Source organism: Martinezella paranaensis, assembly GCF_014200235.1.
GTDB lineage: Bacteria > Pseudomonadota > Alphaproteobacteria > Rhizobiales > Rhizobiaceae > Rhizobium > Rhizobium paranaense.
Genome location: NZ_JACHBI010000021.1, coordinates 20902 through 47659, shown reverse-complemented (window position 1 = coordinate 47659; position 26758 = coordinate 20902). Strand labels below are relative to the sequence as shown.

General features: G+C 61.1%; 31 protein-coding genes and 1 other RNA gene. 15 read left to right on the top strand and 17 right to left on the bottom strand.

The annotated features are described in order from the left end of the window. Window positions 1–2 precede the first annotated feature (2 nt). From infB to rimP, 4 genes are all read right to left on the bottom strand, one after another. Window positions 3–2744 carry a translation initiation factor IF-2 gene (gene infB, locus GGD50_RS29995; RefSeq protein ID WP_107106456.1) on the bottom strand — a complete coding sequence of 914 codons (2742 nt, stop codon included), beginning with the start codon at window positions 2742–2744 and terminating at the stop codon, window positions 3–5. Window positions 2745–2845: 101 nt separating this feature from the next. Beyond that, window positions 2846–3538 carry an RNA-binding protein gene (locus tag GGD50_RS29990; RefSeq protein WP_107106457.1) on the bottom strand — a complete coding sequence of 231 codons (693 nt, stop codon included), beginning with the start codon at window positions 3536–3538 and terminating at the stop codon, window positions 2846–2848. After that, a complete protein-coding gene (gene nusA / locus GGD50_RS29985; protein ID WP_107106458.1) occupies window positions 3535–5139 on the bottom strand; it encodes a transcription termination factor NusA in 1605 nt (534 codons plus the stop codon). Before nusA ends, GGD50_RS29990 begins: the two co-directional genes overlap by 4 nt. Before the next feature lie 63 nt (window positions 5140–5202). Further along, window positions 5203–5808, bottom strand: coding sequence for a ribosome maturation factor RimP (gene rimP / locus GGD50_RS29980; RefSeq protein ID WP_107106459.1), 606 nt, complete (start codon window positions 5806–5808; stop codon window positions 5203–5205). Window positions 5809–6149: 341 nt separating this feature from the next. On the opposite strand from rimP, the gene GGD50_RS29975 reads away from it, so the two are divergent. Genes GGD50_RS29975 through GGD50_RS29965 form a run of 3 tightly spaced genes read left to right on the top strand, consistent with a single transcriptional unit; the run spans window position 6150 to window position 7809 of the window. Further along, the gene (locus GGD50_RS29975) at window positions 6150–6602 is read left to right on the top strand and encodes a MarR family winged helix-turn-helix transcriptional regulator (protein ID WP_245407393.1); all 453 of its coding nucleotides are present in this window, start codon (window positions 6150–6152) and stop codon (window positions 6600–6602) included. Further along, a complete protein-coding gene (locus GGD50_RS29970; protein WP_107106461.1) occupies window positions 6599–7366 on the top strand; it encodes a class I SAM-dependent methyltransferase in 768 nt (255 codons plus the stop codon). The genes GGD50_RS29975 and GGD50_RS29970 overlap by 4 nt, the downstream gene beginning before the upstream one ends. After that, window positions 7363–7809: a thioesterase family protein gene (locus GGD50_RS29965; RefSeq protein WP_107106462.1), complete on the top strand. Its 447-nt coding sequence runs from the start codon at window positions 7363–7365 to the stop codon at window positions 7807–7809. The genes GGD50_RS29970 and GGD50_RS29965 overlap by 4 nt, the downstream gene beginning before the upstream one ends. A gap of 55 nt (window positions 7810–7864) precedes the next feature. Here GGD50_RS29965 and GGD50_RS29960 read toward each other — a convergent pair whose 3' ends face one another. Together GGD50_RS29960 and recR are read right to left on the bottom strand one after the other, a co-directional pair. Beyond that, on the bottom strand, window positions 7865–9136 hold the full coding sequence (locus tag GGD50_RS29960) for a lytic murein transglycosylase (protein ID WP_107106463.1): 1272 nt from the start codon (window positions 9134–9136) through the stop codon (window positions 7865–7867). A 236-nt stretch (window positions 9137–9372) separates the two neighbouring features. Beyond that, entirely contained in the window at window positions 9373–9978 is a 606-nt protein-coding gene (gene recR / locus GGD50_RS29955) for a recombination mediator RecR (protein WP_107106464.1), read from the bottom strand. Between the two features lie 57 nt (window positions 9979–10035). Between recR and GGD50_RS29950 the strand changes: the two genes are divergently transcribed. Then, window positions 10036–10653 carry an MOSC domain-containing protein gene (locus GGD50_RS29950; RefSeq protein WP_245407394.1) on the top strand — a complete coding sequence of 206 codons (618 nt, stop codon included), beginning with the start codon at window positions 10036–10038 and terminating at the stop codon, window positions 10651–10653. Here the strand turns inward: GGD50_RS29950 and GGD50_RS29945 are convergent. Beyond that, window positions 10650–11186 carry an RBBP9/YdeN family alpha/beta hydrolase gene (locus GGD50_RS29945; protein WP_107106466.1) on the bottom strand — a complete coding sequence of 179 codons (537 nt, stop codon included), beginning with the start codon at window positions 11184–11186 and terminating at the stop codon, window positions 10650–10652. The genes GGD50_RS29950 and GGD50_RS29945 overlap by 4 nt on opposite strands. Window positions 11187–11297: 111 nt before the next feature. Between GGD50_RS29945 and GGD50_RS29940 the strand changes: the two genes are divergently transcribed. Next, window positions 11298–11774, top strand: a complete 477-nt coding sequence (locus GGD50_RS29940; protein ID WP_107106467.1) for an Lrp/AsnC family transcriptional regulator — start codon at window positions 11298–11300, stop codon at window positions 11772–11774. 12 nt (window positions 11775–11786) lie between these two features. Here GGD50_RS29940 and GGD50_RS29935 read toward each other — a convergent pair whose 3' ends face one another. The 3 genes from GGD50_RS29935 to ffs form a co-directional block, all read right to left on the bottom strand. Beyond that, window positions 11787–12110, bottom strand: coding sequence for a YbaB/EbfC family nucleoid-associated protein (locus GGD50_RS29935; protein WP_028754649.1), 324 nt, complete (start codon window positions 12108–12110; stop codon window positions 11787–11789). Window positions 12111–12218: 108 nt separating this feature from the next. Next, complete coding sequence (locus tag GGD50_RS29930; protein ID WP_107106468.1) at window positions 12219–14105, bottom strand: DNA polymerase III subunit gamma/tau; 1887 nt, start codon at window positions 14103–14105, stop codon at window positions 12219–12221. 47 nt (window positions 14106–14152) lie between these two features. Further along, window positions 14153–14249, bottom strand: an RNA gene (ffs, locus tag GGD50_RS29925) — signal recognition particle sRNA small type. A 91-nt stretch (window positions 14250–14340) separates the two neighbouring features. Between ffs and GGD50_RS29920 the strand changes: the two genes are divergently transcribed. The 6 genes from GGD50_RS29920 to GGD50_RS29895 all read left to right on the top strand — a co-directional run bounded on the left by GGD50_RS29920 (window position 14341) and on the right by GGD50_RS29895 (window position 17936). Continuing rightward, window positions 14341–14751 (top strand): HIT family protein, encoded by a 411-nt coding sequence (locus tag GGD50_RS29920; protein WP_107106469.1) that lies wholly within the window; start codon window positions 14341–14343, stop codon window positions 14749–14751. Then, the gene (gene nudC, locus GGD50_RS29915; RefSeq protein WP_107106470.1) at window positions 14748–15707 is read left to right on the top strand and encodes an NAD(+) diphosphatase; all 960 of its coding nucleotides are present in this window, start codon (window positions 14748–14750) and stop codon (window positions 15705–15707) included. Before GGD50_RS29920 ends, nudC begins: the two co-directional genes overlap by 4 nt. 9 nt (window positions 15708–15716) lie before the next feature. Further along, a complete protein-coding gene (locus tag GGD50_RS29910; protein ID WP_107106471.1) occupies window positions 15717–16403 on the top strand; it encodes a helix-turn-helix transcriptional regulator in 687 nt (228 codons plus the stop codon). A gap of 84 nt (window positions 16404–16487) precedes the next feature. After that, window positions 16488–16724, top strand: coding sequence for a hypothetical protein (locus GGD50_RS29905; protein ID WP_107106472.1), 237 nt, complete (start codon window positions 16488–16490; stop codon window positions 16722–16724). Window positions 16725–16839: 115 nt separating this feature from the next. Further along, window positions 16840–17208 (top strand): VOC family protein, encoded by a 369-nt coding sequence (locus GGD50_RS29900; RefSeq protein WP_107106473.1) that lies wholly within the window; start codon window positions 16840–16842, stop codon window positions 17206–17208. Window positions 17209–17537: 329 nt separating this feature from the next. Next, a complete protein-coding gene (locus GGD50_RS29895) occupies window positions 17538–17936 on the top strand; it encodes a VOC family protein (protein WP_107106474.1) in 399 nt (132 codons plus the stop codon). Between the two features lie 193 nt (window positions 17937–18129). On the opposite strand, the gene GGD50_RS29890 is transcribed toward GGD50_RS29895, so the two are convergent. Both GGD50_RS29890 and GGD50_RS29885 read right to left on the bottom strand, forming a co-directional pair. Then, window positions 18130–18984: a prephenate dehydratase gene (locus tag GGD50_RS29890; protein WP_107106475.1), complete on the bottom strand. Its 855-nt coding sequence runs from the start codon at window positions 18982–18984 to the stop codon at window positions 18130–18132. 24 nt (window positions 18985–19008) lie between these two features. After that, window positions 19009–19764: a 3-deoxy-manno-octulosonate cytidylyltransferase gene (locus GGD50_RS29885; RefSeq protein WP_107106476.1), complete on the bottom strand. Its 756-nt coding sequence runs from the start codon at window positions 19762–19764 to the stop codon at window positions 19009–19011. A gap of 151 nt (window positions 19765–19915) precedes the next feature. On the opposite strand from GGD50_RS29885, the gene GGD50_RS29880 reads away from it, so the two are divergent. After that, entirely contained in the window at window positions 19916–20497 is a 582-nt protein-coding gene (locus tag GGD50_RS29880) for a c-type cytochrome (protein WP_107106477.1), read from the top strand. A 136-nt stretch (window positions 20498–20633) separates the two neighbouring features. Here the strand turns inward: GGD50_RS29880 and GGD50_RS29875 are convergent, their stop codons facing one another. Further along, entirely contained in the window at window positions 20634–21578 is a 945-nt protein-coding gene (locus tag GGD50_RS29875; RefSeq protein WP_107106478.1) for an AEC family transporter, read from the bottom strand. Between the two features lie 408 nt (window positions 21579–21986). Between GGD50_RS29875 and GGD50_RS29870 the strand changes: the two genes are divergently transcribed. Next, entirely contained in the window at window positions 21987–22979 is a 993-nt protein-coding gene (locus tag GGD50_RS29870) for an adenosine kinase (RefSeq protein WP_107106479.1), read from the top strand. Window positions 22980–23057: 78 nt separating this feature from the next. On the opposite strand, the gene GGD50_RS29865 is transcribed toward GGD50_RS29870, so the two are convergent. After that, entirely contained in the window at window positions 23058–23672 is a 615-nt protein-coding gene (locus GGD50_RS29865; protein ID WP_245407395.1) for a cadmium resistance transporter, read from the bottom strand. A 91-nt stretch (window positions 23673–23763) separates the two neighbouring features. Beyond that, window positions 23764–24303 carry an SH3 domain-containing protein gene (locus tag GGD50_RS29860; protein ID WP_107106481.1) on the bottom strand — a complete coding sequence of 180 codons (540 nt, stop codon included), beginning with the start codon at window positions 24301–24303 and terminating at the stop codon, window positions 23764–23766. Between GGD50_RS29860 and GGD50_RS29855 the strand changes: the two genes are divergently transcribed. Then, entirely contained in the window at window positions 24303–24473 is a 171-nt protein-coding gene (locus tag GGD50_RS29855; RefSeq protein ID WP_210203673.1) for a hypothetical protein, read from the top strand. The two genes, GGD50_RS29860 and GGD50_RS29855, sit on opposite strands and share 1 nt — an antisense overlap. A 20-nt stretch (window positions 24474–24493) precedes the next feature. Further along, complete coding sequence (locus tag GGD50_RS29850; protein ID WP_107106482.1) at window positions 24494–25495, top strand: 2-hydroxyacid dehydrogenase; 1002 nt, start codon at window positions 24494–24496, stop codon at window positions 25493–25495. Window position 25496: 1 nt separating this feature from the next. On the opposite strand, the gene GGD50_RS29845 is transcribed toward GGD50_RS29850, so the two are convergent. Further along, the gene (locus GGD50_RS29845; RefSeq protein ID WP_181315983.1) at window positions 25497–25967 is read right to left on the bottom strand and encodes a GNAT family N-acetyltransferase; all 471 of its coding nucleotides are present in this window, start codon (window positions 25965–25967) and stop codon (window positions 25497–25499) included. A gap of 8 nt (window positions 25968–25975) precedes the next feature. Continuing rightward, window positions 25976–26746 (bottom strand): molybdopterin-synthase adenylyltransferase MoeB, encoded by a 771-nt coding sequence (locus GGD50_RS29840; RefSeq protein WP_107106484.1) that lies wholly within the window; start codon window positions 26744–26746, stop codon window positions 25976–25978. Window positions 26747–26758: the final 12 nt, after the last annotated feature.

Here is a 26758-nt window from a genome sequence, read left to right as displayed (position 1 = left end):
CCTTACAGCGTACGGGTGATGTGCTCGACGCGGAAGCACTCGATCGTGTCGCCGGCGCGAATGTCTTCGTAGTTCTCGAAGGCCATACCGCATTCCTGGCCGACATTGACTTCGGAGACTTCGTCCTTGAAGCGCTTGAGCGTCTTGAGCTTGCCTTCGTGGATGACGACGTTGTCGCGTACCAGACGAACACCGACGCCGCGCTCGACCTTGCCTTCGGTGACGCGGCAACCCGCGACCTTGCCGACCTTCGTGATGTTGAACACCTCGAGGATTTCGGCGTTGCCGAGGAAGGTCTCGCGACGTTCCGGAGACAGCAGGCCCGACATCGCCGCCTTCACGTCATCGACGAGATCGTAGATGATGTTGTAGTAGCGGATTTCGATGCCTTCGCGCTCGGCGAACTGACGTGCCTGAGCGTTGGCGCGGACGTTGAAGCCGATGATGGCCGCATTGGAGGCTTCGGCCAGCGACACGTCGGACTCGGTGATGCCGCCTGCGCCCGAATGGACGATGCGGGCACGAACTTCGTCGGTGCCGAGCTTGTCGAGCGCGCCGGCAATGGCTTCGATCGAGCCCTGCACGTCGCCCTTGATCACCAGCGGGAATTCCTTCACGCCGACGCTCTGTAGCTGGGTCATCATCTGTTCAAGCGAACCGCGCTGGCCGGACTGACGGGCAGCGGCCTTGTCGCGGGCCAGACGCTGACGATATTCGGAAATCTCGCGAGCGCGGCTTTCGCTTTCGACGACAGCGAACTTGTCGCCCGCCGCCGGCGTGCCCGACAGACCGAGAACCTCGACCGGCGTCGCCGGCGTCGCTTCCTTCACATGCTCGCCCTTGTCGTTGATCAGTGCGCGCACACGGCCCCACTGGTCGCCGGCAACGACGATCTGACCCGGACGCAACGTGCCCTTCTGAACGAGGACGGTGGCAACGGAGCCACGGCCACGATCGAGCTGGGCTTCGATGACGGTGCCTTCTGCCGTGCGGTTCGGATTGGCCTTGAGATCAAGGATTTCCGACTGCAACAGGATGGCTTCGAGCAGCTTGTCGAGGTTGGTGCGGTTCTTCGCGGAAACTTCCACGTCGAGCACTTCACCGCCCATGGATTCGACGAAGACCTCGTACTGCAGCAGTTCCGTGCGGACCTTCTGCGGATTGGCTTCATGCTTGTCGATCTTGTTGATCGCAACGATGATCGGAACACCGGCCGCCTTGGCGTGGTTGATCGATTCGATCGTCTGCGGCATCACGCTGTCGTCAGCCGCAACCACCAGGATGGCGATGTCGGTCGCTTGAGCGCCGCGGGCACGCATTGCCGTGAAGGCGGCGTGACCGGGAGTGTCGATGAAGGTGATCTTCTGACCGTTCTGCTCGACCTGATAGGCGCCGATATGCTGGGTGATGCCACCGGCTTCGCCGGCCACCACGTTGGCGTGGCGGATGGCGTCGAGCAACGAGGTCTTGCCGTGGTCGACGTGACCCATGATGGTGACGACGGGCGGACGGGAAATCATTTCGCCGTCTTCGTCGACAACGTTGAAGATGCCTTGTTCGATATCCGATTCCGAAACGCGCTTGACGGTATGGCCGAATTCGCCGGCGATGAGCTCGGCCAGATCGGCGTCGATGACGTCGCCCGGCTTCATCATCTGGCCTTCCTTCATCAGGAACTTGATGACGTCGACGGCGCGTTCGGACATGCGCTGGGACAGTTCCTGAATGGTGATGGTTTCGGGCAGCACGACTTCGCGCGAAATCTTCTCGCGCGTTTCCTGCATCTGGCTGCGGCGGAACTTTTCCTGACGGCGGCGCATGGCCGAAAGCGAACGGCCGCGGGCGCTGCCGTCTTCGTCGACGTCGGCCGTCGTCACTGTCAGCTTGCCGCGGCGGCGTTCCTCGTCCGTCTTCGGACGCGTGGTGACCGGCTTTGCCGGTTCGGGGCGGACGACCTTGCCGCGAGCAGGGCCACCACGCGGCGGGCCGCGATCGTCGTCTTCTTGGTTGAGCCGGCGGCGGTTGGCGGGCGCTTCCGCGGCGGGAGCGCCGGGGCGTGCAGCCTGGGGAGCCGCATCCGGGCGACGGGCAACGACGGGCGCTGCGGCCGGCTGAACCGTGGGCTTCGGTGCTTCCACCTTGGCTTCGACCGGTGCGGGCGCCTCGACCTTGGCTTCTGCGGCGCGGGCAGCCTCTTCGGCGGCGCGGTGGGCAGCTTCGGCCTGTTCAGCGATGCGGCGTGCTTCTTCTTCCTGCTGGCGGCGAGCCTCTTCCTCGGCGCGGCGGACCGCATCGGCGGCATCGCGTGCCTGGGCTTCGGCAAGTGCGCGGCGTCGCGCATCCATTTCGCCGGCCGACAGATGGTTGAGAACCACCGGTCGCGACGAGCGGTCTTGCTGCAGACGCTGCTGGTTGTTCTGGTTGGATTGCTGCGGCCGCTGCTGCTGGCCACCCGGCTGATGAATGCGCGGAGCCGGCTGCGGCGGGCGCGGCGGCTGCGGTGTCGGTTCCGCGACGCGCGTTACGGATGCCGTCGCGGCAGCCGTCGTTGTCGTCGGGGTGATCATCGGCTTTTCGTCTTCGGGGCGTAGCGGGCGGCGCTTACGAGTTTCGACCACGACCGCCTTGGTGCGACCGCGGCCTATGTCCTGGCGCACAGTGCCCTGGTTCACGCCTGAGGGCTTCAGGGTGAGGGTCTTCTTACCCGAAACACTCAGCGTCTTGTCGTCTTTACTATCGGTCATTCCGTTCCCGTTCCTTCGGACAGGGTACGGAATCGTCCGTCAGACCCTGTCGTTCAATGCATGTACCTTAATGAGGCGTCCGGTATCGACCGGTGACCGCGTCATTGTTTTCGCCGGCCAGCGCCGCCCGTTGCCCGGGACTGACCGCCGTTGCGGTACCGTTCGAGCAGGTTTGCGCGCTTCACTACACCCTCTCCTGCCTGCCCTGCAAGCGCTGCGGCATGGATAAAAGCGTTCTGGCCCATCAGTTCTTCCATTTCCGCCTCCGTGAAGACACGGAATGACGGTATTTCCTTTTCAGTCTCCATACCAAGATGCCAGGCCTTGCGTGCCTGGTCGATCTTGCGAACGCCGTCGGCGGCAGCATCCATCGCATGGAACACGGCAAGTGCCGAGCCGTTGCGAACGGCGCCATCGACCTTCGACGAGCCGCTGACGAACTGGCCCGCCTTGCGCGCCATGTTCATCATCCCGGCGAGTTGCGCTGCAAGAAGGCGGTCGACGGTGGCGCCGAGATCGCTCGGTGCCGTCACCTCCGCCTTCAGGGCGCGAGAAAACAGTTTCTTCGCCACTGCCTTGTCCACCAGCGTCCGGTCGAGTTTGACCCAGCAGCCGCGTCCCGGCAGTTGCCGCTTCAGATCGGGAACCACGGTCCCGTCCGGAGCGGCTACGAAGCGGATCAGCTCATCCGGTGATCCGCTTTCGCGTGTTACGATGCACATACGGCCGTTCAGGTCGCCACCGCTGAGATCGTCGTCTTCAGGCGATGCGTCCGGTCCCCCGGTGCTCATCATGCTTCCTGCTCGGCCTCATCCTCCGTTGCCTCTTCCGCCTCGGAGGCGAGATCGGCTTCGGTGATCCAGCCGGCCAGCAGGCGGGCCTGCACGACCATCTGCTCGGCCTCGACGCGCGACACTTCGAGCTTCGAGAACAGGCCTTCGAACTTCTTCGTTTCGCCGTTCTTGCGTTCGGTCCAGCCGACGAGATCGTCGGCGGCGCAGCCCGCAAAGTCCTCGATCGTCTTGATGCCGTCCTCGCCGAGGGCGACCATCATCTGTGCGGTCATGCCGTTGATCTGGCGCAGCTCGTCGGAAACGCCGAGCGTCTTGCGCTTCTCGTCCATTTCGGCTTCCAGGCGCTCCAGATATTCGCGGGCGCGATCCTGGATTTCCTGGGCGGTCTCTTCGTCGAAACCGTCGATAGACGAAATTTCGTCAAGATCGACATAGGCCAGTTCTTCGACGGCGGCAAAGCCTTCGGAGGCCAGAACCTGGCCGACCATTTCGTCGACGTCGAGCGCATCCATGAACAGGTTGGTACGCTCGTTGAATTCCTTCTGACGGCGTTCCGATTCCTCGGCCTCCGTCATGATGTCGATGTCCCAGCCGGTCAACTGCGAGGCGAGACGGACGTTCTGGCCGCGGCGGCCGATGGCCAGCGAGAGCTGCTCGTCCGGAACCACGACTTCGATGCGCTCTGCATCCTCATCGAGAACGACCTTGGCGACTTCCGCCGGCTGCAGCGCGTTGACGACGAAGTTCGCCGGTTCGTTGGACCACGGAATGATGTCGATCTTTTCGCCCTGCAGCTCGCCGACGACGGCCTGAACGCGCGAACCGCGCATACCGACGCAGGCGCCGACCGGATCGATCGACGAGTCGTTCGAAATGACGGCGATCTTGGCGCGCGAGCCCGGATCGCGGGCAACCGACTTCACCTGGATGATGCCATCGTAGATTTCCGGCACTTCCATGGTGAAGAGCTTGACCATGAACTGCGGATGCGTGCGCGACAGGAAGATCTGCGGGCCGCGCTGTTCGCGGCGCACGTCGTAGACGTAAGCGCGAACGCGGTCGCCGTAGCGGAAGTTTTCACGCGGGATCATCTCGTCGCGGCGGATGATGCCTTCGCCGCGGCCGAGGTCGACGATGACATTGCCGTATTCGACGCGCTTGACCGTGCCGTTGACGATTTCGCCGACGCGATCCTTGAACTCGTCGAACTGGCGGTCACGCTCGGCTTCGCGCACCTTCTGCACGATGACCTGCTTGGCCGACTGGGCGGCAATACGGCCGAAATCCATCGGCGGCAGCGGATCGGCAATGAAATCGCCGAGGGCGGCGTCGGGGTTGCGGTCGCGAGCCAGTTCCAGCGGGATCTGCGTGGAATAGTCCTCGGCCTTTTCGACGACTTCGAGCAGGCGCTGCAGACGGATTTCGCCGGTCTTCGGATTGATGTCGGCGCGGATGTTCGACTCCGTGCCGTAACGCGAGCGCGCGGCCTTCTGGATCGCGTCCGCCATAGCGGCAAGCACGATCTCGCGGTCGATGACCTTTTCGCGCGCCACTGCATCTGCGATCTGCAGAAGTTCTAGCCGGTTCGCACTGACTGCCATTGTCTTTAGTCTCCGTCTTCCTGCCGTGGGGGTTCCCGTCCCGTACGGCGGTTCGTTGATCGGTTATTCTTCTTCGTCCGCTTCGTTCTGGTTCGCAGCCTCGGCTTTCGCCAGCTTGTCGGCGCGCAGTGCATCGCGGATGAGGTCGTCCGTCAGGATCAGCTTGGCATCGGCCAGCGTGCTGAACGGAATGGTCACCTTCGGCTCTTCGCCGTAGGCAACCTGGTCGCGCTCGATCGTAAAACCATCGGCGCTGACATCGGCGATCTTGCCACGGAACCGCTTGCGGTTATCCACCAGGATCGAGGTCTCGCACTTGATGAGATGACCGATCCAGCGGCTGAAATCCGACTTGCGCACCATCGGGCGATCAATGCCGGGCGAAGACACTTCCAGATGATACGCTTTATCGATCGGATCTTCCACATCCAGCACCGGCGAAATCGCCGTCGAGACCTCTTCGCAATCCTCGACGGTCATTGTGCCGTCGTTGCGCTCGGTCATGATCTGCAATGTCAGGCCGTTCTGATTGAGAAGGCGCGCGCGCACCAGACGGAAGCCCATGCCCACAAGCACAGGCTCGATGATGGCGGCAATCCGCTGGTCGAGGCCGGTTTCGACGATCAGCCGCGGTTCATTGGCATTGTCTGCGTTTGTCTCTTCCGACAAGCGTTCACTCCTGCATTGTGCATGCATTTGGAGATCGAGCTAATAAAAAAGAGCGGGTCCTTGCGGCCCACTCTTCATCACACGATCAAGAATTTGATGCCGATATAAGCCCGTTCCCGTCAAATTGCAAGGTCTTCGCACGCAAAGCCGGCTTTGCGGATTATTTCCGGAATTCTGTAGCAGGTGCCGTTAAGTTTTCCGGGCGTCATGGACGGCAACTTTGCGCCGATAGCGGTCATCGCTATTTTTTTGCCGACGACGGGCGCGAAGACGATGCTCACTTGAAATTACATTAGCGCTAATGTAATTTGCTTATCATGAATAACAAAGACAGGCCCGGTTTGGGCGAACTCCTCCGTTATGTCAGCGAACTTGTCGACCAAGGCGCGGCCGAGCGGTATCGGGCACTCGATATCGACTATCGCCCCCGCTACACACCCGTGTTGCGCGCCCTCAGCGCCGGAGCCGTTACCGTGACCGACATTACGAGCGCCAGCAGCCTCACCCAAGGGGCGATTAGCCAAACCGTTAGCCTGATGCTGAAGGACGGATTGGTCGTTCGGCATGCATTGGATGACGGGCGGAAGAGCGGCCTCAAGCTGACCAAGCGCGGCTCCGAACTTCTGAAGAGGCTGGAACCTCATTGGGAAACGACGTTCCGTGCCATCCGCGAGCTTGAGGCGGAGATCGGGTTTCCGGTCCTGAAAGTTCTGGGAAACCTCGCGACTGCCTTGGAAAGACAGGGCTTTGCGGATCGATTGGCGGACGCCGAAAAGTGCGGGAGAGATTCATGACTGGGAACGCCGAGATCACAACCGCCAAAAACTGGTTCGACAAGGGGGGCAGCGCCTACGCGTTGTTCAGACCCGAATATCCCGCGGGACTTTCGACGTTCCTGGCGCAGACCGTCGGCGGGCGGGGTTGCGCTGTCGATGTCGGATGCGGAAACGGGCAACTGACGCGACAGCTCGCGGACCAATTCAAGAGGGTGATCGGCATCGATCCCAGCGAAGACCAGATCGCCAACGCGCACCGGCACGCCAACGTGGCGTATCTCTGCGCACCTGCGGAACAACTTCCGCTGCCTAACGGAAGCGCGAGTTTGATAACCGCGGCACAGGCGGCCCATTGGTTCGACCGCCCGCGATTCTACGAGGAGGCACGGCGTGTAGCAGATGACGGCGCGGTCATCGCGTTGATCAGCTACGACGTCATGCGGCTCGCGCCTTCTGACCTTCAGGATCGGTTCAATAGCTTCTACCACGATGAAATCGGCCCCTACTGGCCGCCGGAGCGCAGGCTTGTGGACTCTGGATATTCCGACATCGAGTTTCCGTTCGAGGAGATATCGTATCCCGAAATGACCATAGATCGTGTCTGGGAACTCGGAGAATTGCTGGGTTATCTGTCGACTTGGTCCGCCGTCCGGCGCGTAAATGAGGCTGGGCGGGGCGACATCCTAGAAAACTTCTTCCGCGATATCTCGGCGATCTGGGGCAGCCCCACAAGCAAGCTGCCGATTTCCTGGCCGATCAACATGCGATTGGGGAAACTATGAGCCAGTCCAACACATTACCTCTGCTCTCTGTCGGACTGCGTCATACGGAACGCCTTTCCGTTGCTCCAATTCACACTGTGCCTGAGATCGACGAATCTTGGCCTGGCTTCCGTGACATGCCGCCAGTGCTGGCGACGGCAATGATGATCGCCTTCATCGAGCAAACATGCGTGCAGGCCCTGCGGCCTTTCCTCAGCTCGGGGCAACGCACAGTTGGCACTCATGTCGATGTCAGTCACGTCGCCGCAACACCTGTCGGGATGACCGTCACGGCCGAAATAGAGTTGATCGAGATCGAGGGAAGGTCGCTCCTGTTCAAGGTAACCTGCCGCGACGATGCCGGTGTCATCGGAGAGGGAACGCACCGACGCGCCATCATTGAGATGGATCGCTTCATGAAGAGACTTGGCGAGAAGTCTGCAGCGGCAACAACGCATCCTTGAAGGTGCTCACGCCAAGACGCTAGTCTGCTTCGGGCCGAAAGCCGCCAAATTCCGCTTATTTCAGCACGCCGAGCATCGAGCTGTCGGGATAGCAGGTGGGCTTGCGGCCGCTCTTTTCCTGCCATTGGCCGATCGATCGGCGGGTCTTGTAGCCCGGCAATCCGTCGGTGCCGCCGACATCGTATCCCTTGTGCTCCAAGGTCACCTGCATGCCGGCGACGTCGGAGCGCAGCATCTTGCCGACATCGCCCCATTGGCCCTGGAAGGCGCCGGAGCCATAGGCGATGCGGTCGGCGAGATTGCCGATGTAGAGGCCGTAGAGATCGGAATTATTGTATTCCTTGATGACGTAGAAATTCGGCGTGACGATGAATTCCGGCCCGTCGCGGCCGGCCGGCACGAGCATCATGCCATTCGCGCGTAGCTCATCGGACGGAAAAGTCTTGCCGGAAATCCTGGCGATACCGAGCGAGGTCCAATGCGAAATCGGCTTGGCGAGATCCGGCCCCTCCTGCGCGCAGGAAACATTTTCCGGGATCGTCACTTCGTAGCCCCAACCGCGGCCGCGCTGCCAGCCCTTCTGAACTAAATAGTTGGCTATGGAAGCGAGCGTATCCGGCACCGACGTCCAGATATTGCGATGGCCGTCGCCGTCGAAATCAACAGCATATTTCAGATAGCTGGTCGGCATGAACTGCGGCTGGCCGAGCGCGCCGGCCCAGGAGCCCATGAACTGATCGGGCGTGACGTCGCCATGCTCAAGAATGCTGAGCGCTGCGATGAGTTCGGTGCGGAACATCTCCTTGCGCGTCGACATGAAGGCCTTGGTCGCCAGCACCTGGATCGCCGAATTCGGCAGTTTCGCCGCTCCGAAGCCGGTCTCGCGACCCCAGATCGCCAGCACGATCGGCCCAGGCACGCCGTAGACCTTCTCGATCCTTTTCAGCGTCGGACCATATTGTGAAGCGAAGCTACGCCCGGTCGCCGCCAGCTTCTGCAGCCGCGCCTCGTTGAAATAGGGGGCGGGCGAGGAGAATTCCGCCTGCGTCTGCGGCTGTTCCTTCGGCTTTGGAAAACCCGGCGGCACGAGATCCGGCAGATCCCAATTCAGCGTTATGCCGGAAAAAGCGGCCTTGAAGGTCTTTTCAGAAATGCCGTCCTTCTGCGCTTCCGGCCAGAGGTTCTGTTGCACCCAGCTTTGGAACTGCGCTTCGACATCGGCTTTTGAGGCGGCGAGGGCGGGGAGAGGGAGGAGGATGCAAAGGAGCGAAAGGAAGCAAAGAATCTGCCGCACCACTGATACCCCCCTCTGTCCCTTTCGGGACATCTCCCCCACAAGGGGGGAGATCGTTGGGAGTTTGCCGCGCCTTTCGCGAACCCGATATGCTTTAGTCTCTTCGGAGACAATCGCGATTTGAGGTAGAGCGGTGCCACAGGCTATCGATCTCCCCCCTTGTGGGGGAGATGCCTGAAAGGGCAGAGGGGGGTTGCGAGGAGCACTGGCGACGAGCGCCTTGAGCGCGAGCGAAAGGCAATGTCCTTGCGCCAATCCGTTTTCCTCCTTCAAATCGCCGTTCGCGCCCGCAGCGCCGCCGTCAGGGTGCCTTCGTCGAGATAGTCGAGTTCGCCACCGACTGGTACGCCATGGGCGAGGCGAGTGATTTTTACCTCCAGGCCGGCGAGTTGGTCGGTTATATAGTGTGCTGTGGTTTGCCCTTCGACCGTCGCATTGACGGCGATGATGATCTCGCGGACACCGCCCTCGCCGACCCGTTCGATCAGGCCGCGGATGTTGAGATCATCAGGGCCGATGCCGTCGAGCGGCGACAGCACGCCGCCAAGTACGTGATAGGCGGCGTTCATCGCGCCGGCGCGTTCCAGCGCCCAGAGGTCGGCGACATCCTCGACAACGATGATGACGGACTGATCGCGCCGGTCGTCGGTGCAGACGGTGCAGGGATCGACGGTATCGACATTGCCGCAGTGCGAGCAGATCTTCACCTTGTCGTAGGCGTCGCCCATGGCATGGGAAAGAGGGCCAAGCAACTGATCCTTCTTCTTGATCAGGTGCAATGCCGCGCGTCGCGCCGAGCGTGGGCCGAGGCCCGGCACTTTTGCCAGGAGCTGGATGAGTTTTTCGATTTCGGGGCCGGTGACTCGCTTTGCCATGGGAGGCTTTTAGCTCATATGCTGACGGAACGGAATCGCGGAAGGGATGATCGCCCTATGAAAATTCTGGCCGTCTGCATCGGCGCCGCCGAAAAACTTCCCGGCAAGAGCTACAGGACCGGCATCTATAAGCATGCGGTCGGCGGTGCGGTCATGATCGACGCCGAGGGTATCATCGGCGACGCTATCTGCAATGGCGAACATCACGGCGGACCCGATCAGGCCGTCTATGTCGAGGGTTCGCTGACGCTGGATTGGTGGTCGAACGAATTGGGGCGCCGGCTGGAATACGGTACGTTCGGCGAAAATATCGTCATCGAGGGGCTCGATAACCGCGAGGTCGCGGTGGGTGACAGATTCATAGCAGACGATCTAGTTCTGGAGGTGACCTCCGCCCGCATCCCCTGTGCGACCTTCGCGGCGAAGATGGGCGATCCGAAATTCGCCAAGCGCTATATGCAAGCCGGCCGTCCCGGCATCTATTGCCGCGTCATCAAAAACGGCACGGCTGCCGCCGGAATGCCGGTGACCTATAGTCCCTATGCCGGCGCCAAGGTCACCATGCCGGAATTGATGGCGACCTTCGGCAGACGTTTGTCCCCGGAGGATCGGGTGCGTTATCTCTCCGCGCCTATTCATTACAAGCTCAGAGCGCTTCTCGATGACAATCCCTAAGCAAGCCCGGTGTAAAACCGTTCGAATAGCGCCTGCCCTTCCGGCCAATCGCCGATACCGGAATTCGCATTGATGTGGCCGAGCGCGCCGGCATCGATCAATTCGCTGCCCCAGACAGCAGCACTTTCCGTCGCATAGTCGAACGAGCCGAAGGGATCGTTGGTGCTTGCGATGAGAAGCGAGGGAAACGGCAATCGTTGGCGCGGCGGATTGGCGAAGCTCGGGGCCTCCGTCAGATAGACGTCGCCCGTGGGATCTGGCGCGGAGACGAGGAAAGCACCGAGGATTTTTGCCGATGCGGAGGCCGCCCAGTGCGCGACCAACTGGCAGGCGAGGCTGTGGACGACAAGGATAGGCAGCGTCCTGGAACGGCTGATCTCCCGGTCGAGCGCGGCGAGCCAATCCGTCAATTCCGGCCTGTCCCAACTCGCCGGCTGAAAGCGGCGCATCTCGGGATTCTGCCGCTCCCACAGGGTTTGCCAGTGACCTTCCCCCGAACCGCCAAGGCCGGGCAGGACGATGATATCCCTCATGTCTTTCCTCTCGCACTGTGTTGACGGAGGGAAATTGACACGCTGCATCGCCGGTTGACATCACAAACCATCGGATAAAACTTGCGCCAGCCGATGAATTCAAGGTGCGAGATGGAAAGCTTCGAGAAGGACCTGGACCCGACCGATCTGTCGATGATCGAGATTTTGCAAGGTGATGGGCGGATTTCCGTATCGGAACTCGGCCGCCGGGTCGGGCTTTCGCAGCCCGCCGCGTCCGAACGTCTCAAGCGCCTTGAGGAGCGCGGCATCATTGCCGGCTACCGCGCCGTCGTCGATCCCGCTGCCGTCGGCCTCGGCATGATGGCGATCGTCCGGCTGCGGACGACCCATGAGCATATACGCCCCTGCCTGAAACAATTTTCGGAGATGCCGCAGATTATCGAGGTCCTGCGGCTGACCGGCGAGGATTGTTTCCTACTCAAGGTGCTGGTGCCGACACCATCAGACCTTGAAACCATCGTCGATTCCATCGCTCGCTACGGCGCGGTGACCACGTCGCTGGTGCTGCGGAACGAGCCGGCGAAACCGATCGGCCGCGAGCTCATCCGCAAGACGATGGTGCGTTGAACGGAGCGCTTCTCAGAAAGGCAGCTTGAAACCGGGCGGGATCGGCAGGCCGGCGGTCAGTTCGCGGGTCTTTTCGGCGGCCAGTGCTTCGGCCTTTTCCTGGGCGTCCTTATTGGCAGCGACGATCAGGTCCTCGAGGATTTCGACATCGTCTTCCTTGAAGAGCGACGGATCGATCTTGAGGGACAGCATCTGGCTCTTGCCGTTCACAGTGACGGTAACGAGGCCGCCGCCGGCTTTGCCTTCGGCCCGGATGTCGGCGATTTCCGCCTGCATCTTTTCCATCTTGGCCTGCATTTCCTTCACTTTGCCCATCATGCCCATGATGTCGCGCATCGTTGCTGGTCCTTTTTTCTCGTCTTTGTCTTGTTATTTTGGGTTACAATCCAGGTCGAAAACCGCTTTCCGTTTTATAGTACGGCTCTTCGATTTGATATCATACCCTTAGAATTCGATATCATCGCCCGGCAGGATATCGCCGTCGACGGATTCGGCAGTCGCCGGAGCGGCCACTTGTTCCTCTTCTTCCGGATCGGGCGCCCGCACGCGAACGTCGATGATCTTTGCGCCCGGAAATTGCGATAGGATTGCGGCGACATCAGGGTCCTGGCGGGCATCGGCGACCCGCTGCTGCTGCGCGTTCGCCTCGGCCTCCACAAGCGTCGGCTCGCCTTCCTCGCGGCTGAGGCTGACGATCCAATGGATGCCGGTCCATTCCTTCAGCTTGACGGCAAGCTCGTTCAGCAGCGTTGTCGGCGCACCCGGCGCCAAGCTGACGTCGAGCCGGCCTGGCTCCAGCCGCACCGGGCGAACGAAGCTGCGCACCAGCGCCTTCACTTTCGGATCGCGCTTCTGGCCGGCAAGTTCCGCGATATCGGCCATCGAATTGACGGGGACGAGCGGCTTCGGCGCTTCGGCGGGTTTCGGCTCGATTCGGCCGATAACAGGGCTCGCTTGCGGCTGCGTATTCGGAACCGAGCGCAGCATGGCGACCGGTGCTGCCGGCGACGGGGCGGGCCGCGATGGTGCGGTTTCGACCGCACGCGCCATGACATTGCCCTGATAGGAGACCGGTGTTCCCATGCCGTTGCCAGCCGACGAAATGGGCGAAGGACGCGTTCCGCCGCTATTGCCATCCGAAAATTCGGCAAGTCGCCGCGCTGCGTCTTCCGGCGCCGGCAGATGGGCGGCATGGGCCAGGCGGATCAGCACCATTTCAGCGGCGCCGGCCGTGCGGGCAGCAGTTTCAGTCTCCGGAATGCCCTTCAGCAGCATCTGCCAGAAACGCGACAGCGTCGTAACCGCGACACCTTGCGCGAATTCGACTGCCTTCGTGCGCTCGACCTCGCTCAGCGACGGATCGTCGGCAGCATCGGGCACATATTTCAGGCGGGTGACGAGATGGGTGAAATCGGCAAGGTCGGTCAGCACGACGACAGGATTGGCGCCGGCTTCATACTGGCTGTTGAATTCCGCCAGTGCGGCGGCGACATCGCCCTTGATGATATGGTGGAAGAGATCGACGATGCGCGCACGATCGGCAAGCCCCAGCATCGAGCGGACGGCATCCGCCGCAACCACACCGCTGCCATGGGCGATGGCCTGATCGAGCAGTGACAACCCATCGCGGGCCGAGCCTTCGGCGGCCCGGGCGATCATGGCGAGCGCTTCCGGCTCAGCCTCGATGCCTTCCTTGGCGGCGATGGTGGTGAACAAGCCGACGAGATCGGAAGCGCTGATGCGGCGCAGGTCGAAGCGCTGGCAGCGCGAGAGCACCGTGATCGGCACCTTGCGGATTTCGGTGGTGGCGAAGATGAATTTCACATGCTCGGGCGGCTCTTCCAGCGTCTTCAGCAACCCGTTGAAGGCGGCCGTCGACAGCATGTGCACTTCGTCGATGATATAGACCTTGTAGCGCGCCGAAACCGGGCGATAGCGCACCTGCTCGATGATCTCTCTGATGTCGTCGATGCCGGTATGCGAGGCAGCGTCCATCTCGATGACATCGACATGCCGGCCTTCCATGATCGCCTGGCAATGCAGGCCGGGCTCACGCAGGTCGATGGTCGGACGGTCGATTTCGGCGGTCTTGTAGTTGAGGGCGCGCGCAAGGATGCGGGCCGTCGTTGTCTTGCCGACACCGCGCACGCCGGTCAGCATATAGGCCTGGGCAATACGGCCGGTCTCGAACGCATTGGTCAGCGTCCGAACCATCGGCTCTTGCCCGACCATCAGGTCGGTAAAATCCTTGGGCCGGTATTTGCGGGCCAACACCCGGTAACCGGTGCCGGTCGAAGCGGCATCTTTTGCTTGTCGCTCGGTGTCGCTCATTGCCCTGCTTATTGCCCGCTGAAAGCCGGGCCTTGCTTTCGGAAAGGGTGGGAGGCTGGCACGATGACCCGTGCCGGGCTCGTTAGGGCTGCTTCCTTCCGGACCTGACCCGGTTGGCGAGTGGCTCGTCCACCACCAACCTCCCGGATGCACATATCGGCAATATCGGCATCAAAAGCAAGCCAAGCTCAAAAAAAACTGCTAAACATTTGATAAAACATCGGAGGAAGACCCATTGCAGGATTTTGCGCTCGACGATCGTCTGGCGAATGACAGCGTTTCCGTCGCTGTTACCGGCCTTTGCGACGTGCGGCTGATGAAGGATCGCCGCTGGCCATGGCTTGTGTTAATCCCCCGGCGGCCCGGCATATCGGAAATATTCGAGCTGACGCCGCTCGATCAGGTTCTGCTAACCTTCGAGACCAACAAGGTCGGTGCTGCCTTGAAGACGGTAACGGGAGCGACAAAAATCAACATCGGGGCCCTTGGAAATATCGTCCGTCAGCTTCATGTTCATGTCATTGCGCGGTTCGAAGGGGATGCGAACTGGCCCGGCCCGATCTGGGGCTATGGCAAGGCGGAACCCTATGCGGACGCAGACATGAACAGCTTCATAGCCAAGTTGCGGGACACGCTTTCACAATGAACCATTCCATATTCTCTACGGATGCCCCCCACCCGGAAGCCAGCAGCCTTACCGCCTTTGCGGAAAATCAGCTTAATCGGGATGCCGAGCACCGCGACGAGGAATCGATCAAGCACGCGCTCGCCAAGGAAGGCACGCATATCCTGGCATTTGCCCAGGATCGGCTTGTTTTGAAGCATGATGGGCAGGTGCTCGATCCGCTGTTTGCCCGCTACGAGCTGCAGGAGCTTGATCCGGACTGGGAAGCGGCGGTGTTGCTTGGCTACCGCAGGACCGGCGAGCCGCGGCTGGCCGTTCCGGTGCGCATCAATGCCGACGAACTCGCCAGCCATTACAAGCCCGCCGACATGCGCGCGCTCTGGCGCGATCACCTGCTCGAAGGCGAAATCCTTGGCGAAGCGGCGCAAGGCATGAGCCTTATCCGCTGGAACGGCGACAACCGCTTCTGCGGCCGGTGCGGCTCGGTCATGGAGCTCCGCATCGGCGGCTATAAGCGCGTCTGCACGGCCTGCGAACACATGATCTTCCCGCGCACCGATCCGGTCGTCATCATGCTGACGATCGACGAGGAGAAAAATCTCTGCTTGCTCGGCCGCAGCCATCATTTCGCGCCCGGCATGTATTCCTGTCTGGCCGGTTTCGTCGAACCGGGCGAAACCATCGAAAATGCCGTGCGCCGCGAGACGCACGAGGAGTCCGGCATCCACATCGGCCGCGTTCGCTACCATGCCTCGCAGCCCTGGCCGATGCCACATTCCCTGATGATCGGCTGCTATGCCGAGGCAAAGTCGAGGGAGATCCATATCGATGCGAACGAGCTTGACGATTGCCGCTGGTTCACGCCGGAAGAGACGCTCGCCATGCTCGATCGTGTCTCGGCCTCCGGCAACACCTCTCCACCCAAGGGCGCCATCGCCCATCGCCTGATGCGCGACTGGGTGGAGTGGAAGCGATAGGCGCTTGTCATGGCGCGCTCGGAACGGCTGCTAACCCTGCTGCAGACGCTCAGGCGCTACCGACGGCCTGTCAGCGGCGCGACGCTTGCCGAGGAGACCGGCGTCAGCCTGCGCACGCTCTATCGTGATATCGCCAGCCTCCAGACGCAAGGCGCCATGATCGAAGGCGAACCGGGCATCGGCTATGTCCTGAAGCCAGGCTTCATGCTGCCGCCGATGATGTTTTCGCAGGATGAGATTGAAGCGCTGGTGCTGGGATCGAGATGGGTCGCCCGCGCAACCGATTCGCGATTGGCAGCAGCCGGAGCTGACGCTCTTGCCAAGATCGCCGCCGTGCTGCCGGCCGAAATGCGCGAGGCGGTCGACCAGGCGGCAGTGGTCGTGGCGACGCGGCGTATCACCGAGGACAAGGCCGATCTTTCCCTCATGCGCAAGGCGATCCGCACGGAGCGCATGGTGCAATTGACCTATGGCGACGTGAACGGCGCCATTTCGACCCGCCGTATCTGGCCCTTCGCGCTCGGTTATTTCGACAATGCGCGCATCATCATGGCCTGGTGCGAGCTGCGCCAGGATTTTCGCCATTTCCGCGCCGACCGCATCGTCGATTTCGCGGTGCTGGAAGCGCGCTATCCACGACGTCGTATTACCCTTGCCAGGGAATGGCATGCCCGGGAGGGCATGGTTCACGATTGATTTTCACCGATAACACTACTGCCAGAAACTGTCAGTAGGCAGGACTATGATGGGCACCATCCCAAGCAGGAAGGAGGACCGATCATGGCAAGCAACGCTTTCATCGTCACGAAACAAACGCATCGCGGCATCATCGAGGCGCGCAAAGGCAAAGATCTTTCTATGCCGGCATGGCCGGTCCGCCTTCTGCGGGTTGCGCTTGGCTATTTCGCCCATGGCCGAGATCGACTCGATATCGAGGGCGTGCCGGATTCAATGAAGCGCGATCTGGGCTTTCTGGACGGTCATGCCCCGTACCGTGAGGAAAACCGGATGCGTTAAAGACGCATCTTCATCCGACCATCCGCTGACAAAGCCATCCCCGGCAGGCTCTGCCCTGTCTGCCGGACCGCATCCTTCATGCCCTTATATCCCCTAAACCAAGAGGAATATCCAAATGACCAGCCCGAATCTCATCATTTTCTACGTCAAGGATCCGGCCGAAAGCGTGCCTTTCTATCGCGACCTGCTCGGCCGCGAGCCGGCCGTTGCCGCGCCGAATTTCGCTGCCTTCCCGCTCGACAATGGCTTCACCCTCGGCCTCTGGCGCCGCAGCAATGTCGAACCGCAACCGTCAGCTATCGGCAACCGCGGCGAACTCGCCTTCATGGTCGAGGGCGATGGTGCGGTCGCGGAGCATTATAAGGACTGGAAATCCCGTGGCCTGCCAATCGCGCAGGAATTGACGACAATGGATTTCGGCCCAACCTTCGTCGTGCTCGATCCGGATGGCCATCGTCTCAGGGTTTGTGAGCCGGATAAGTAAGGCCCCAATTGCGGCTCTGCCCCTCACCCTCACCCTCTCCCCGCAAGCGGGGCGAGGGGACGACCTCGGGCTGTCGCTGAGCTCGATGATGGAAGGGAGGCTGCAGGTGTCTCTATCCCCTTCTCCCCGCAAGCGGGGAGAAGGTGGCCGCCCTTCGACAAGCTCAGGAGGCCGGATGAGGGGCTAATACGGCGACTAGGATCGTTCCAACTGAAGCAGCGGTTGTTGCCTAGTGTATCCCTGTAAAACGCCTAAGCATGCAGCTCGAGTTGACTTGCGGCATTTGGAGAAGAGACTGATCGATAAATTCAGAGTCATGCGAGGAACAATTGCTGCATCATATTTCATTCGGCGTCTCGGATATCGAGAAGGCCGCCGCGTTCTACGACGCCGCCTTCGCGCCGCTCGGCTATGTCAGGGTTTGGGAAGACTTGAACCCCGGCGATCCCGACCAGGCGATCGGATATGGGCCGCCCGGCGATGGCGATAAGTTCGCCATCAAATTGCGGGGCAAGGAGGCTTGCGCTCCTGGCTCGGGCTTTCACCTCGCCTTTGGCGCGCCAAGCCGTGATGCCGTCGTCTCATTTCACAAAGCGGCGCTCGCTCATGGCGGCAAGGACAACGGGCCGCCTGGTCTTCGGCTTCATTACGGGCCGAACTATTTCGCAGCCTTTGTTATCGATCCGGATGGACACCGTATCGAGGTCGTCACCAAGGCTGCGGATTAGCTAACGATGGAAATGTAGCGATCCAGCCACCCGCCCTAGTGGTTCGAGGCTCCAGCCCTTATGGGCTTCCGCACCTCACCATGAGGGCTAACCCTTTGCGCCAACAACGATACTTGCTCCACCTCATCCTGAGGAGCGTAGCCCGTCGGGCGGAGCCTCGAAGGATCGAGGTGGCCTCCGAAACGATCCGGGCTTACAGATCACCCCGCATCGGATGGCCCTTGTAGACGCCGAGGATGCGGACCTTTTCGGAGAAGAACCGCAATTCCTCCAGCGCGCGGCGCACATGCGCGTCGGAGGGATGGCCCTCGATGTCGGCGTAGAACTGCGTCGCTACAAAACGGCCGCCGAGCTGATAGCTTTCGAGCTTGGTCATATTGATGCCGTTGGTCGCAAAGCCACCCAGGGCCTTGTAGAGCGCAGCCGGAATGTTGCGGACGTTGAAGACAAACGTAGTGACGATCTTTTCCTCGGCCGAGCTGCGCTGAGCCCAATTCTCGTCTCGCGACAGGATGACGAAGCGCGTGACGTTGCTTTCGGTGTCCTCGACATTTTCCGCAACGATTTCCAGCCCATAGAGATCGGCCGCCAGTCGCGGCGCCAGCGCCGCCATGGTGCGGTCGCCGGTTTCCTGCACGAGCTTGGCAGCACCCGCCGTGTCGCCGGCGATGATTGGTTTCCAGCCGTTGGCGCGCACCACCTTGCGGCATTGGCCAAGCGCATGGATGTGGCTGTGCACCGTGCGGATCTCTTCCTTCTTCACACCCGGCAGAACCATGAGCTGGAAGTGGATCGGCATGAAATATTCGCCGACGATATGCAGCCGCGATTCCGGCAGCAGATGATGGATATCGGCAACGCGGCCGGCGATCGTGTTCTCGATCGGGATCATGCCGAGATCGGCATCGCCATTATCGACGGCGGTGAAGGCGTCCTCGAAGGTCTGGCAAGGCAGCGGTTCCATCGTCGGGAACATGTCACGGCAGGCCATGTCGGAATTGGCGCCGTAGTCGCCCTGGAAAGAGATCTTGTTGGTCTTGCTGATCATTGGACTGCCTTTAGGGAAATTCCGTCAGAGAGAGGCGCCGGAAAGGATGCGGCGGGCCTTTTCGAGGTCGGCGGGAGTATCGACACCGAGCGGTATCGTGTCAACGATCTCGACATCGATGCGCATGCCGGCCTCCAGCGCCCGCAATTGCTCCAGTGATTCGCGCTTTTCCAGCGTCGAAGGGCCGAGGCTGACGAATTTCTCCAGCGCGGCGCGGCGATAGGTGTAGAGGCCGATGTGATGATAAAGCGGCCCGTTGCCATAAGGGGCCGTGGCGCGGGTGAAATAGAGCGCGCGCAGGCGGCTGTCCGAAATGGGCGAGCCGACAACCTTGACGACGCTCGGCAGCGTCTTTTCTTCTTCGTCCTTGATCTCGACGGTCAGTGTGGCGATATCGACGGCCGGATCTTCCAGCGGGCGCAGCGAAGCGCGGATGGTCTCGGGATCGATGGTCGGCAGATCGCCCTGAACGTTGACGACGATCTCCGCGCGGCCCTCGGGATCCACGGCCTGCAGGGCTTCATAGATTCGGTCCGAGCCGGATTGATGATCCGTGCGCGTCATGACGACTTCGAAACCCGCATTCGCAACGGCGGCAAAGGTGTCCTCATGGTCAACAGCGACGACGATGCGACCGATCGCCGCCTCGCGTGCGCGTTTGGCAACCTGTACGATCATGGGCAGGCCGCAAATATCGGCGAGCGGTTTACCGGGCAGGCGTGTGGAGGCCATCCGGGCCGGAATGAGTACCAGCGTCTTGTCCAAGTTGGGATCTGTCATTGTTGGGCCTTCTATTCCCGCCGGAAAAGTGTCAAAAAGTCTCACGGTGGAGACCGTTTACAGAGTTGCAAGAAACAGTCAAAAGACATAGGTTTCGCGCGAATTCAAGATGGGCCGGCAGCCGCTGCCGGAGGCGAGGGGAGCATAGCAGATGAATTCATCCTACGTGAACATGGGTGTCGGGGCACTTCTGGCCACACTTTTTGTGCTGAAGTCCGTGTCGCTCGCGTCGGGATTTATTTTCCATTCAGAGACACCGGAAAAGCCGGGCTTCGCAATTATCGCCGCTGAAGAATCGTCTGCAGGAGCAGGCGGCAAGGCAGCCGCCGCAAAGCAGGAAACGCCGATCGCGCAATTGCTGCAAAAGGCCGACGCCAAGGCTGGCGAATCGATCTTCAAGAAGTGTCAGGCCTGTCATGACGGCACCAAGGGCGGGCCGAACAAGGTCGGTCCTGACCTCTGGGGCGTCGTCGATCGTCCGATCGCCTCGCATGAAGGTTTCGCATATTCTGCCGGCATGAAGGATTTTTCTAAGGGCAGCAGCGAAAAGTGGACCTATGATCATCTCTACCACTTCCTCGAAGCGCCGAAGAAATTCGTCTCCGGAACGGCGATGGGCTTTGCCGGCCTGCCGAAGGAAGAAGATCGTGCCAATGTCATCGCCTATCTGCGCACGCTGGCCGACACGCCCGAGCCGCTGCCCGATGCGAACGCGCCGGCAGCGACGAACTAAGTTGCTTCAAGCGAATCTATGCAAAAGCCCGGTCGTCTCGGCCGGGCTTTTGCATGTCGGTCTGCCGTTCAAACGGCGGCGGGCTTACGCAAAGCAGCCAAGCACCTTTTGAGATCGCGCGCAGCCGGCCTTGTCACTAGCCGAGCATATAGGCCCAAAGCGACACCGAAACTACGCCGAGGGCCGTTGTCAGCGTGATTGTCGAAGCAGCAAGGCTGTGGCCGACGCCGAAGCGATTGGCAATGAGCCAGGCGTTCACACCTGTTGGAACCGAAGACGTGAGCACCAGCGCCTTTCGCCATTCCGGGCTCAGGCCGAGAAGGTAGCCGGCCGCAAGCACGCAGGCTGGCAACAACAAAAGCTTGAAGGCCGAAGTGACGCTGGCAACGCCGAGATTACCGGAAAGCCCGTAGTGCCGCAGGGCCATGCCGAGTGAAATCAACGCGGCCGGGCCTGCTGTATTGGCGATGCTGTCGACGACGGTGCCGAGCGTTGCCGGCAAGGGAATGCCGATAAGGTGCACGACGAGCCCGGCGACAAGTCCGATGACCAGCGGATTGCGGGCGAGATTTCTGCCGACCTGATTCAGGAGTTCGCCCGTGCTTCGCCCCGTGCCGCCACTCGCCTTGCGCTCCGCCTGTTCCATCAGCATCGTGCCGGCGATCATCATGACCGGGAGATGCACGGCAATCAGGATCGACAGCGCCACGATGCCGTCGGGACCGACCACGCGGCTCACCAGCGGCAGGCCGATGAAAACATTGTTGGCGAAAGCGGACGACACTCCGGCGAGCACCCCGATCCGCGCATCCCGCCCGAACAGCCGCGTCGCCGCCAGATGACCGGCCGTCCAGGCGACCGCGACTCCGGCGAAATAGGCGATCCACAATCGAAACGGCGAAGCTCCATGAAACTGCGCGCCTGCAATGGTCTGGAAAAGCAGCAGCGGCACGGCAATCTTGAAGACGAATTCGCTCATCGCCTCGCCGACGCTGGCCGTCAATATTCCGGCACGCACGATCAGCCAGCCGACGAGGATCAGCAGGAAAATCGGCAGGACATCGGAGAAGATTTCGGACATGCCGGGCGAGGAAGCTGTGACGGGATCTTGCGGATTGATCCCAAAGTTGTAGCAGCTTGCCGCATCGTGAGAAGCCGAAAAGCGGTCGGAAACAAAAAAAGCGGGTTGCGCCCGCTTTTCCGCATCTGGTCCCGCCGGAGTCCTCCCGGTGCACAAGCCGCCAGTTCATCCGTGGTCGGCACGCGTACCGGTGAGGCGGAAGGTATCATACCTTCCAAGAGCTGGCCGCGAATGCCTTGTCCGCATCCCATGCCAGTTCACTTGATAAGCGTTTACAGATGGAAAGTGACAAGCAAATGACTGGTTGAGATTTAGTTACCGCGCGAGCAACCGATTTTCCTTCCAAACTTCGGAAAAACCGCTAATACCGGATACCGGCTATCACCAATACCGGGGACCCCCTTTTTGATGACTCGTTTCGATGTACTGACCGTTGGCAACGCTATCGTCGACATTATCTCCCGCTGCAACGATCAATTCCTGATCGACAACAAGATCACCAAGGCCGCGATGAATCTCATCGATGCCGATCGTGCCGAACTGCTCTATTCGCGCATGGGTCCGGCGCTCGAAGCCTCCGGCGGCAGTGCCGGCAATACGGCGGCAGGTGTTGCGAATTTTGGCGGCAGGGCAGCCTATTTCGGCAAGGTTGCGGAAGATCAGTTGGGCGAAATCTTCGCCCACGACATCCGCGCCCAGGGCGTGCACTACGAAACCAAGCCGAAGGGCACGTTCCCGCCGACCGCCCGTTCCATGATCTTCGTCACCGAGGATGGCGAGCGTTCGATGAACACCTATCTCGGCGCCTGTGTCGAGCTTGGCCCGGAAGATGTCGAGGAAGATGTCGTCGCCGCCGCCAAAGTCACCTATTTCGAAGGCTATCTCTGGGATCCGCCGCGCGCAAAGGAAGCGATTCGCGAGTGCGCCCGCATCGCCCATGCCAATGGCCGCGAAATGTCGATGACCCTGTCCGACAGCTTCTGCGTCGGCCGTTATCGCGAGGAATTCCTCGATCTCATGCGCTCGGGCACCGTCGATATCGTTTTCGCCAATCGCGATGAAGCCCTTTCGCTGTACGAGACGGACGATTTCGAGAAAGCGTTGAAGCTGATTGCGGGCGATTGCAAGATCGCAGCCGTCACCATAGGCAAGGATGGCGCCGTGATCGTACGCGGCGACGAACGCTATGTCGTCGATGCCCATCCGATCGAAGAGCGCGTCGATACGACCGGCGCCGGCGATCTTTTCGCCGCTGGCTTCCTCTTCGGCTATACGCAGAATCGCAGCCTCGAAGATTGCGGCAAGCTCGGCAACCTCGCGGCAGCCATCGTCATCGAGCAGATCGGCCCACGGCCGATGCGGTCGCTGTCGGAAGCGGCCAAGGAGACGGGGCTTCTCTAAATAGCCGCACTCATTGCTGGTGCTGACTTCGAAAGCCGCTTGCAGCAGATCATTGCGGGCGGCTTTTTTGGTTTGGCATTAAAGGCGGCCAAGGAACTCTATGGTTCCGGCCTCATGGAGAATGAGTATTCCAAGGCCCATGAGGACGAACGGCACTATCAGATGTCCATAACGTCTGATCGGGGCGCCGATCGTCGGGTGATTGACGAGGAAGTGCGCGGCGGCCAGCCACAAGGCCGTCATCAGCGCAAAAACAATGGCGATGATGGCGATCTCATCGATCGTGCGCGTGGCGAAGAGCGGAGTGTAGATGCTGATATTATCGCCGCCATTCGCAATCGTCACCGCCGCGACGGCAATGATATTGCCATGCCCGATTGACGCCTTCTCATGGTCTTCCGGATCATCCTCTTCTTCACGGCCTTGCCGCAACGCCCATAGCTTCTTCAAACCGAGGAAGATCGGCACCAAGCCGAGAAGGCCGATATAGGCGGCGGGAACAACGAGAGAGATCAGGGAGGCAACGGCGCTTACGCCACAAAGAGTGGCAATGCCCAGATATTGGCCGAGGACAATTTGCCGGGCGCGGAATTTACGGTCGGCAAAAAATCCGAGCAGGATAAAAATATCGTCCACATTCGTCGATGCAAACAGGACGATGGCAATGCCGAGATTCCCGAACAAATAGTCCACGAGCACCGTTCCCTGCCCTGGATACCGATGCATCACCGCATCGAAAAAATCACGCGGTCGCGGCTGCCATGGAGCCTTGCGGGGCTTTCTTTTACTTGAAGGCTTCACCGGGGTAGGCGCCCCAGATTTCGGATTGCGCCACCCAGCCTTCGGTGCCGTCGGCGGTCGCCAGGCACCAGTCGCCAGTGCATTCGCGGATATTCATCATCACGCCCGGCTGGAGCTTGGCAATGACGGTGCTCGACGGCTGCGCGTCGCGGCGCATGTTGACGAAGACCGCCTTGCCCTTGCCCTTCATCCACGGCGCGGCGATGGCCGAGCGCTGGCCGGAGAGCAAGGACTGGTTGACCCAGCCTTCGGTGCCGTCGGCGTCACGCACGCGGCGCCAATTGTCATATTCCTGAATGATCTCGACCGGCAATCCCTGCTTGAGATAGAGCCACGACACGGCGTAGTCCCCGCTGGGGCCGACGCGCAGGTTGACGCGCTTCGACTTCAAGGTGACGAACCTCGGCAGCGGTAATCCGCTCGGTCCCTTGGCGGCCTGGGCCGCGGCAAGATCGGCGGTGGCGCCGGCCATCATCAGGCCGATCGCAAAAGCAGCGCAGGACTTCAGGATTTTGCCACGCATTGGATTTCCGTTCGCTCATCATGACCAAGACGCCGTCAGGCGACTTTTTTGTTCCGGTCATCGGCAAATCCCTGCGCCTCGCGCGCGAGTTTTGTTTGTCTTCGCCTGCGGGTCTGGTAGAAATGCCCGGAACGGGAAAATTATCCTGCTTCTTGGTTAAGAACATCTGAACAAGGCATCGCCGGTCGCCATGACGACGAAGAAAAAACCGAAGGTCTATATCACGCGCAAACTGCCGGATGCGGTGGAGACGCGGATGCGCGAACTCTTCGATGCCGAGCTCAACATTGACGATACGCCGCGTACCCAGGCTGAGCTTGTCGAGGCCGTCCGGTCCGCCGATGTGCTGGTGCCGACCGTCACCGACCGCATCGATGCTGCGCTGATCGAGGAAGCCGGGCCACAGATGAAGCTGATCGCCAGCTTTTCCAATGGTACCGACCATATCGACATCGAAGCCGCCGCTCGTCGGGGCATCACGGTCACCAACACGCCGAACGTTCTGACCGAAGACACGGCCGACATGACCATGGCATTGATCCTCGCCGTGCCGCGACGTCTCGCCGAAGGTGCGCGCGTGCTGACGGACAAGCCCGGCGAATGGGCCGGCTGGTCGCCCACCTGGATGCTCGGCCGCCGGATTCACGGCAAGCGTATCGGCATCGTCGGCATGGGCCGTATCGGCACCGCCGTCGCCCGCCGTGCCAAGGCTTTCGGCCTGTCGATCCACTATCACAACCGCAAGCGTGTCAGCATAACGACCGAAGACGAGCTGGAGGCGACCTATTGGGACAGCCTCGATCAGATGCTTGCCCGCGTCGATATCGTTTCCGTCAACTGCCCATCTACGCCCGCGACCTTCCATCTGATTTCGGCGCGCCGGCTCGCGCTGCTGCAGCCGACCAGCTATATCGTCAACACGGCGCGCGGCGATGTCATCGACGAAACGGCGCTGATCAAGATCCTGCGCGAAGGCAAGATCGCCGGCGCCGGTCTCGACGTCTTCGAGAACGAACCGGCCGTCAATCCGAAGCTGGTAAAGCTCGCCAACGAGGGCAAGGTGGTGCTGCTGCCGCATATGAGTTCGGCCACGCTCGAAAGCCGCATCGACATGGGCGACAAGGTCATCATCAACATCCGCGCCTTCATCGACGGCCATCGCCCACCGAACCGCGTTTTGCCATTTCGCTGAGCTAAATCAGGATCTTCCGCATCTCGATCGACGTGGTGCGATCGAAGCCGGCATGGCGGGCCTCGGCGGTTTTCTGGAATCCCCAGTTGGCAAAGGTAGTGTGATTGCCGGTCAGTTCGACTCGCGTTTCCAGCCGCAGCGCACCGAGTCCACGCTCCCGCGCAGTCCTCTCCGCGAGCCTCAGCAAGCGCCTGCCGATCCCCTTGCCCTGCGCGGCCGGTAGGACCGCGAGCTTGCCGATATAGAGGCTATCCGGTTCCGGACGGCAGAATGTGCAGCCGGCTAATCGATTGTCTTCGAAGGCCACATAGGCGATTTCGTTCTTTGCCTTTTCCCTGAGCGATTGCGAGGTCAGCGACAGCGCTGACGAGGGCGGATCGATCCGCCCGTTCATATAGGCGAAGGAGGCGAGAATGAGCGCAAGCAACTCGTCCCAGCGGTCGAAGCTGTCGTCGAGACGCTGAAGAATGATATCGGTCATTATTCCGCCGCGGCCCTGGAGCGCTTGCGGCGATAACGGACAGTCTCGAAGCGGGCGGCAAGCCCGTCATAGAGCAGCAGCCGGCCGATGAGCGGTTCGCCGATGCCGGTGATGAGCTTGATCGCCTCCATTGCCATCAGCGTGCCGATGACGCCGGTCAAGGCGCCGATGACGCCAGCCTCGGCGCAGGCGGGGATAAGGCCCTCCGGCGGCGGTGCCGGGAAGAGATCGCGATAGCGCGGATTGGGCAGGCCGTCGGCGTCATTCTCATAGGGTTTCAGCGTCGTCACGGACCCGTCGAAGCGTCCGACTGCGCCGGTCACGAGCGGCAGGCGCGCCGCCTCGGTCGCATCGGCAGCGGCATAGCGCGTGTCGAAATTGTCGGAGCCATCGATGACAAGGTCGAAACCGGCAAGATGTCGCGTCGCGGTATCGGGGCTGAACCGTTCCTCGAAACGGATAGTATGCACATGCGGATTGAGGCGGGCGATCGCATCCGCCGCGCTCTGCGTCTTCAACTCGCCGATCGTCCCCGTATCGTGAATCACCTGCCGCTGCAGGTTGGAAAGCGAAACACGATCGTCATCGGCAATACCGAGCGTGCCGACACCGGCGGCGGCGAGATATTGCAGCACCGGCGTACCAAGGCCGCCGGCGCCGATGACCAGCACGCGTGCCGCCTTCAATCTTTGCTGACCGGCGCCGCCGACCTCGGGCAAGAGGATATGGCGGTGATAGCGGGCGATTTCGTCTGAGCTCAAAGGATCCATGCGAGCGAGCCT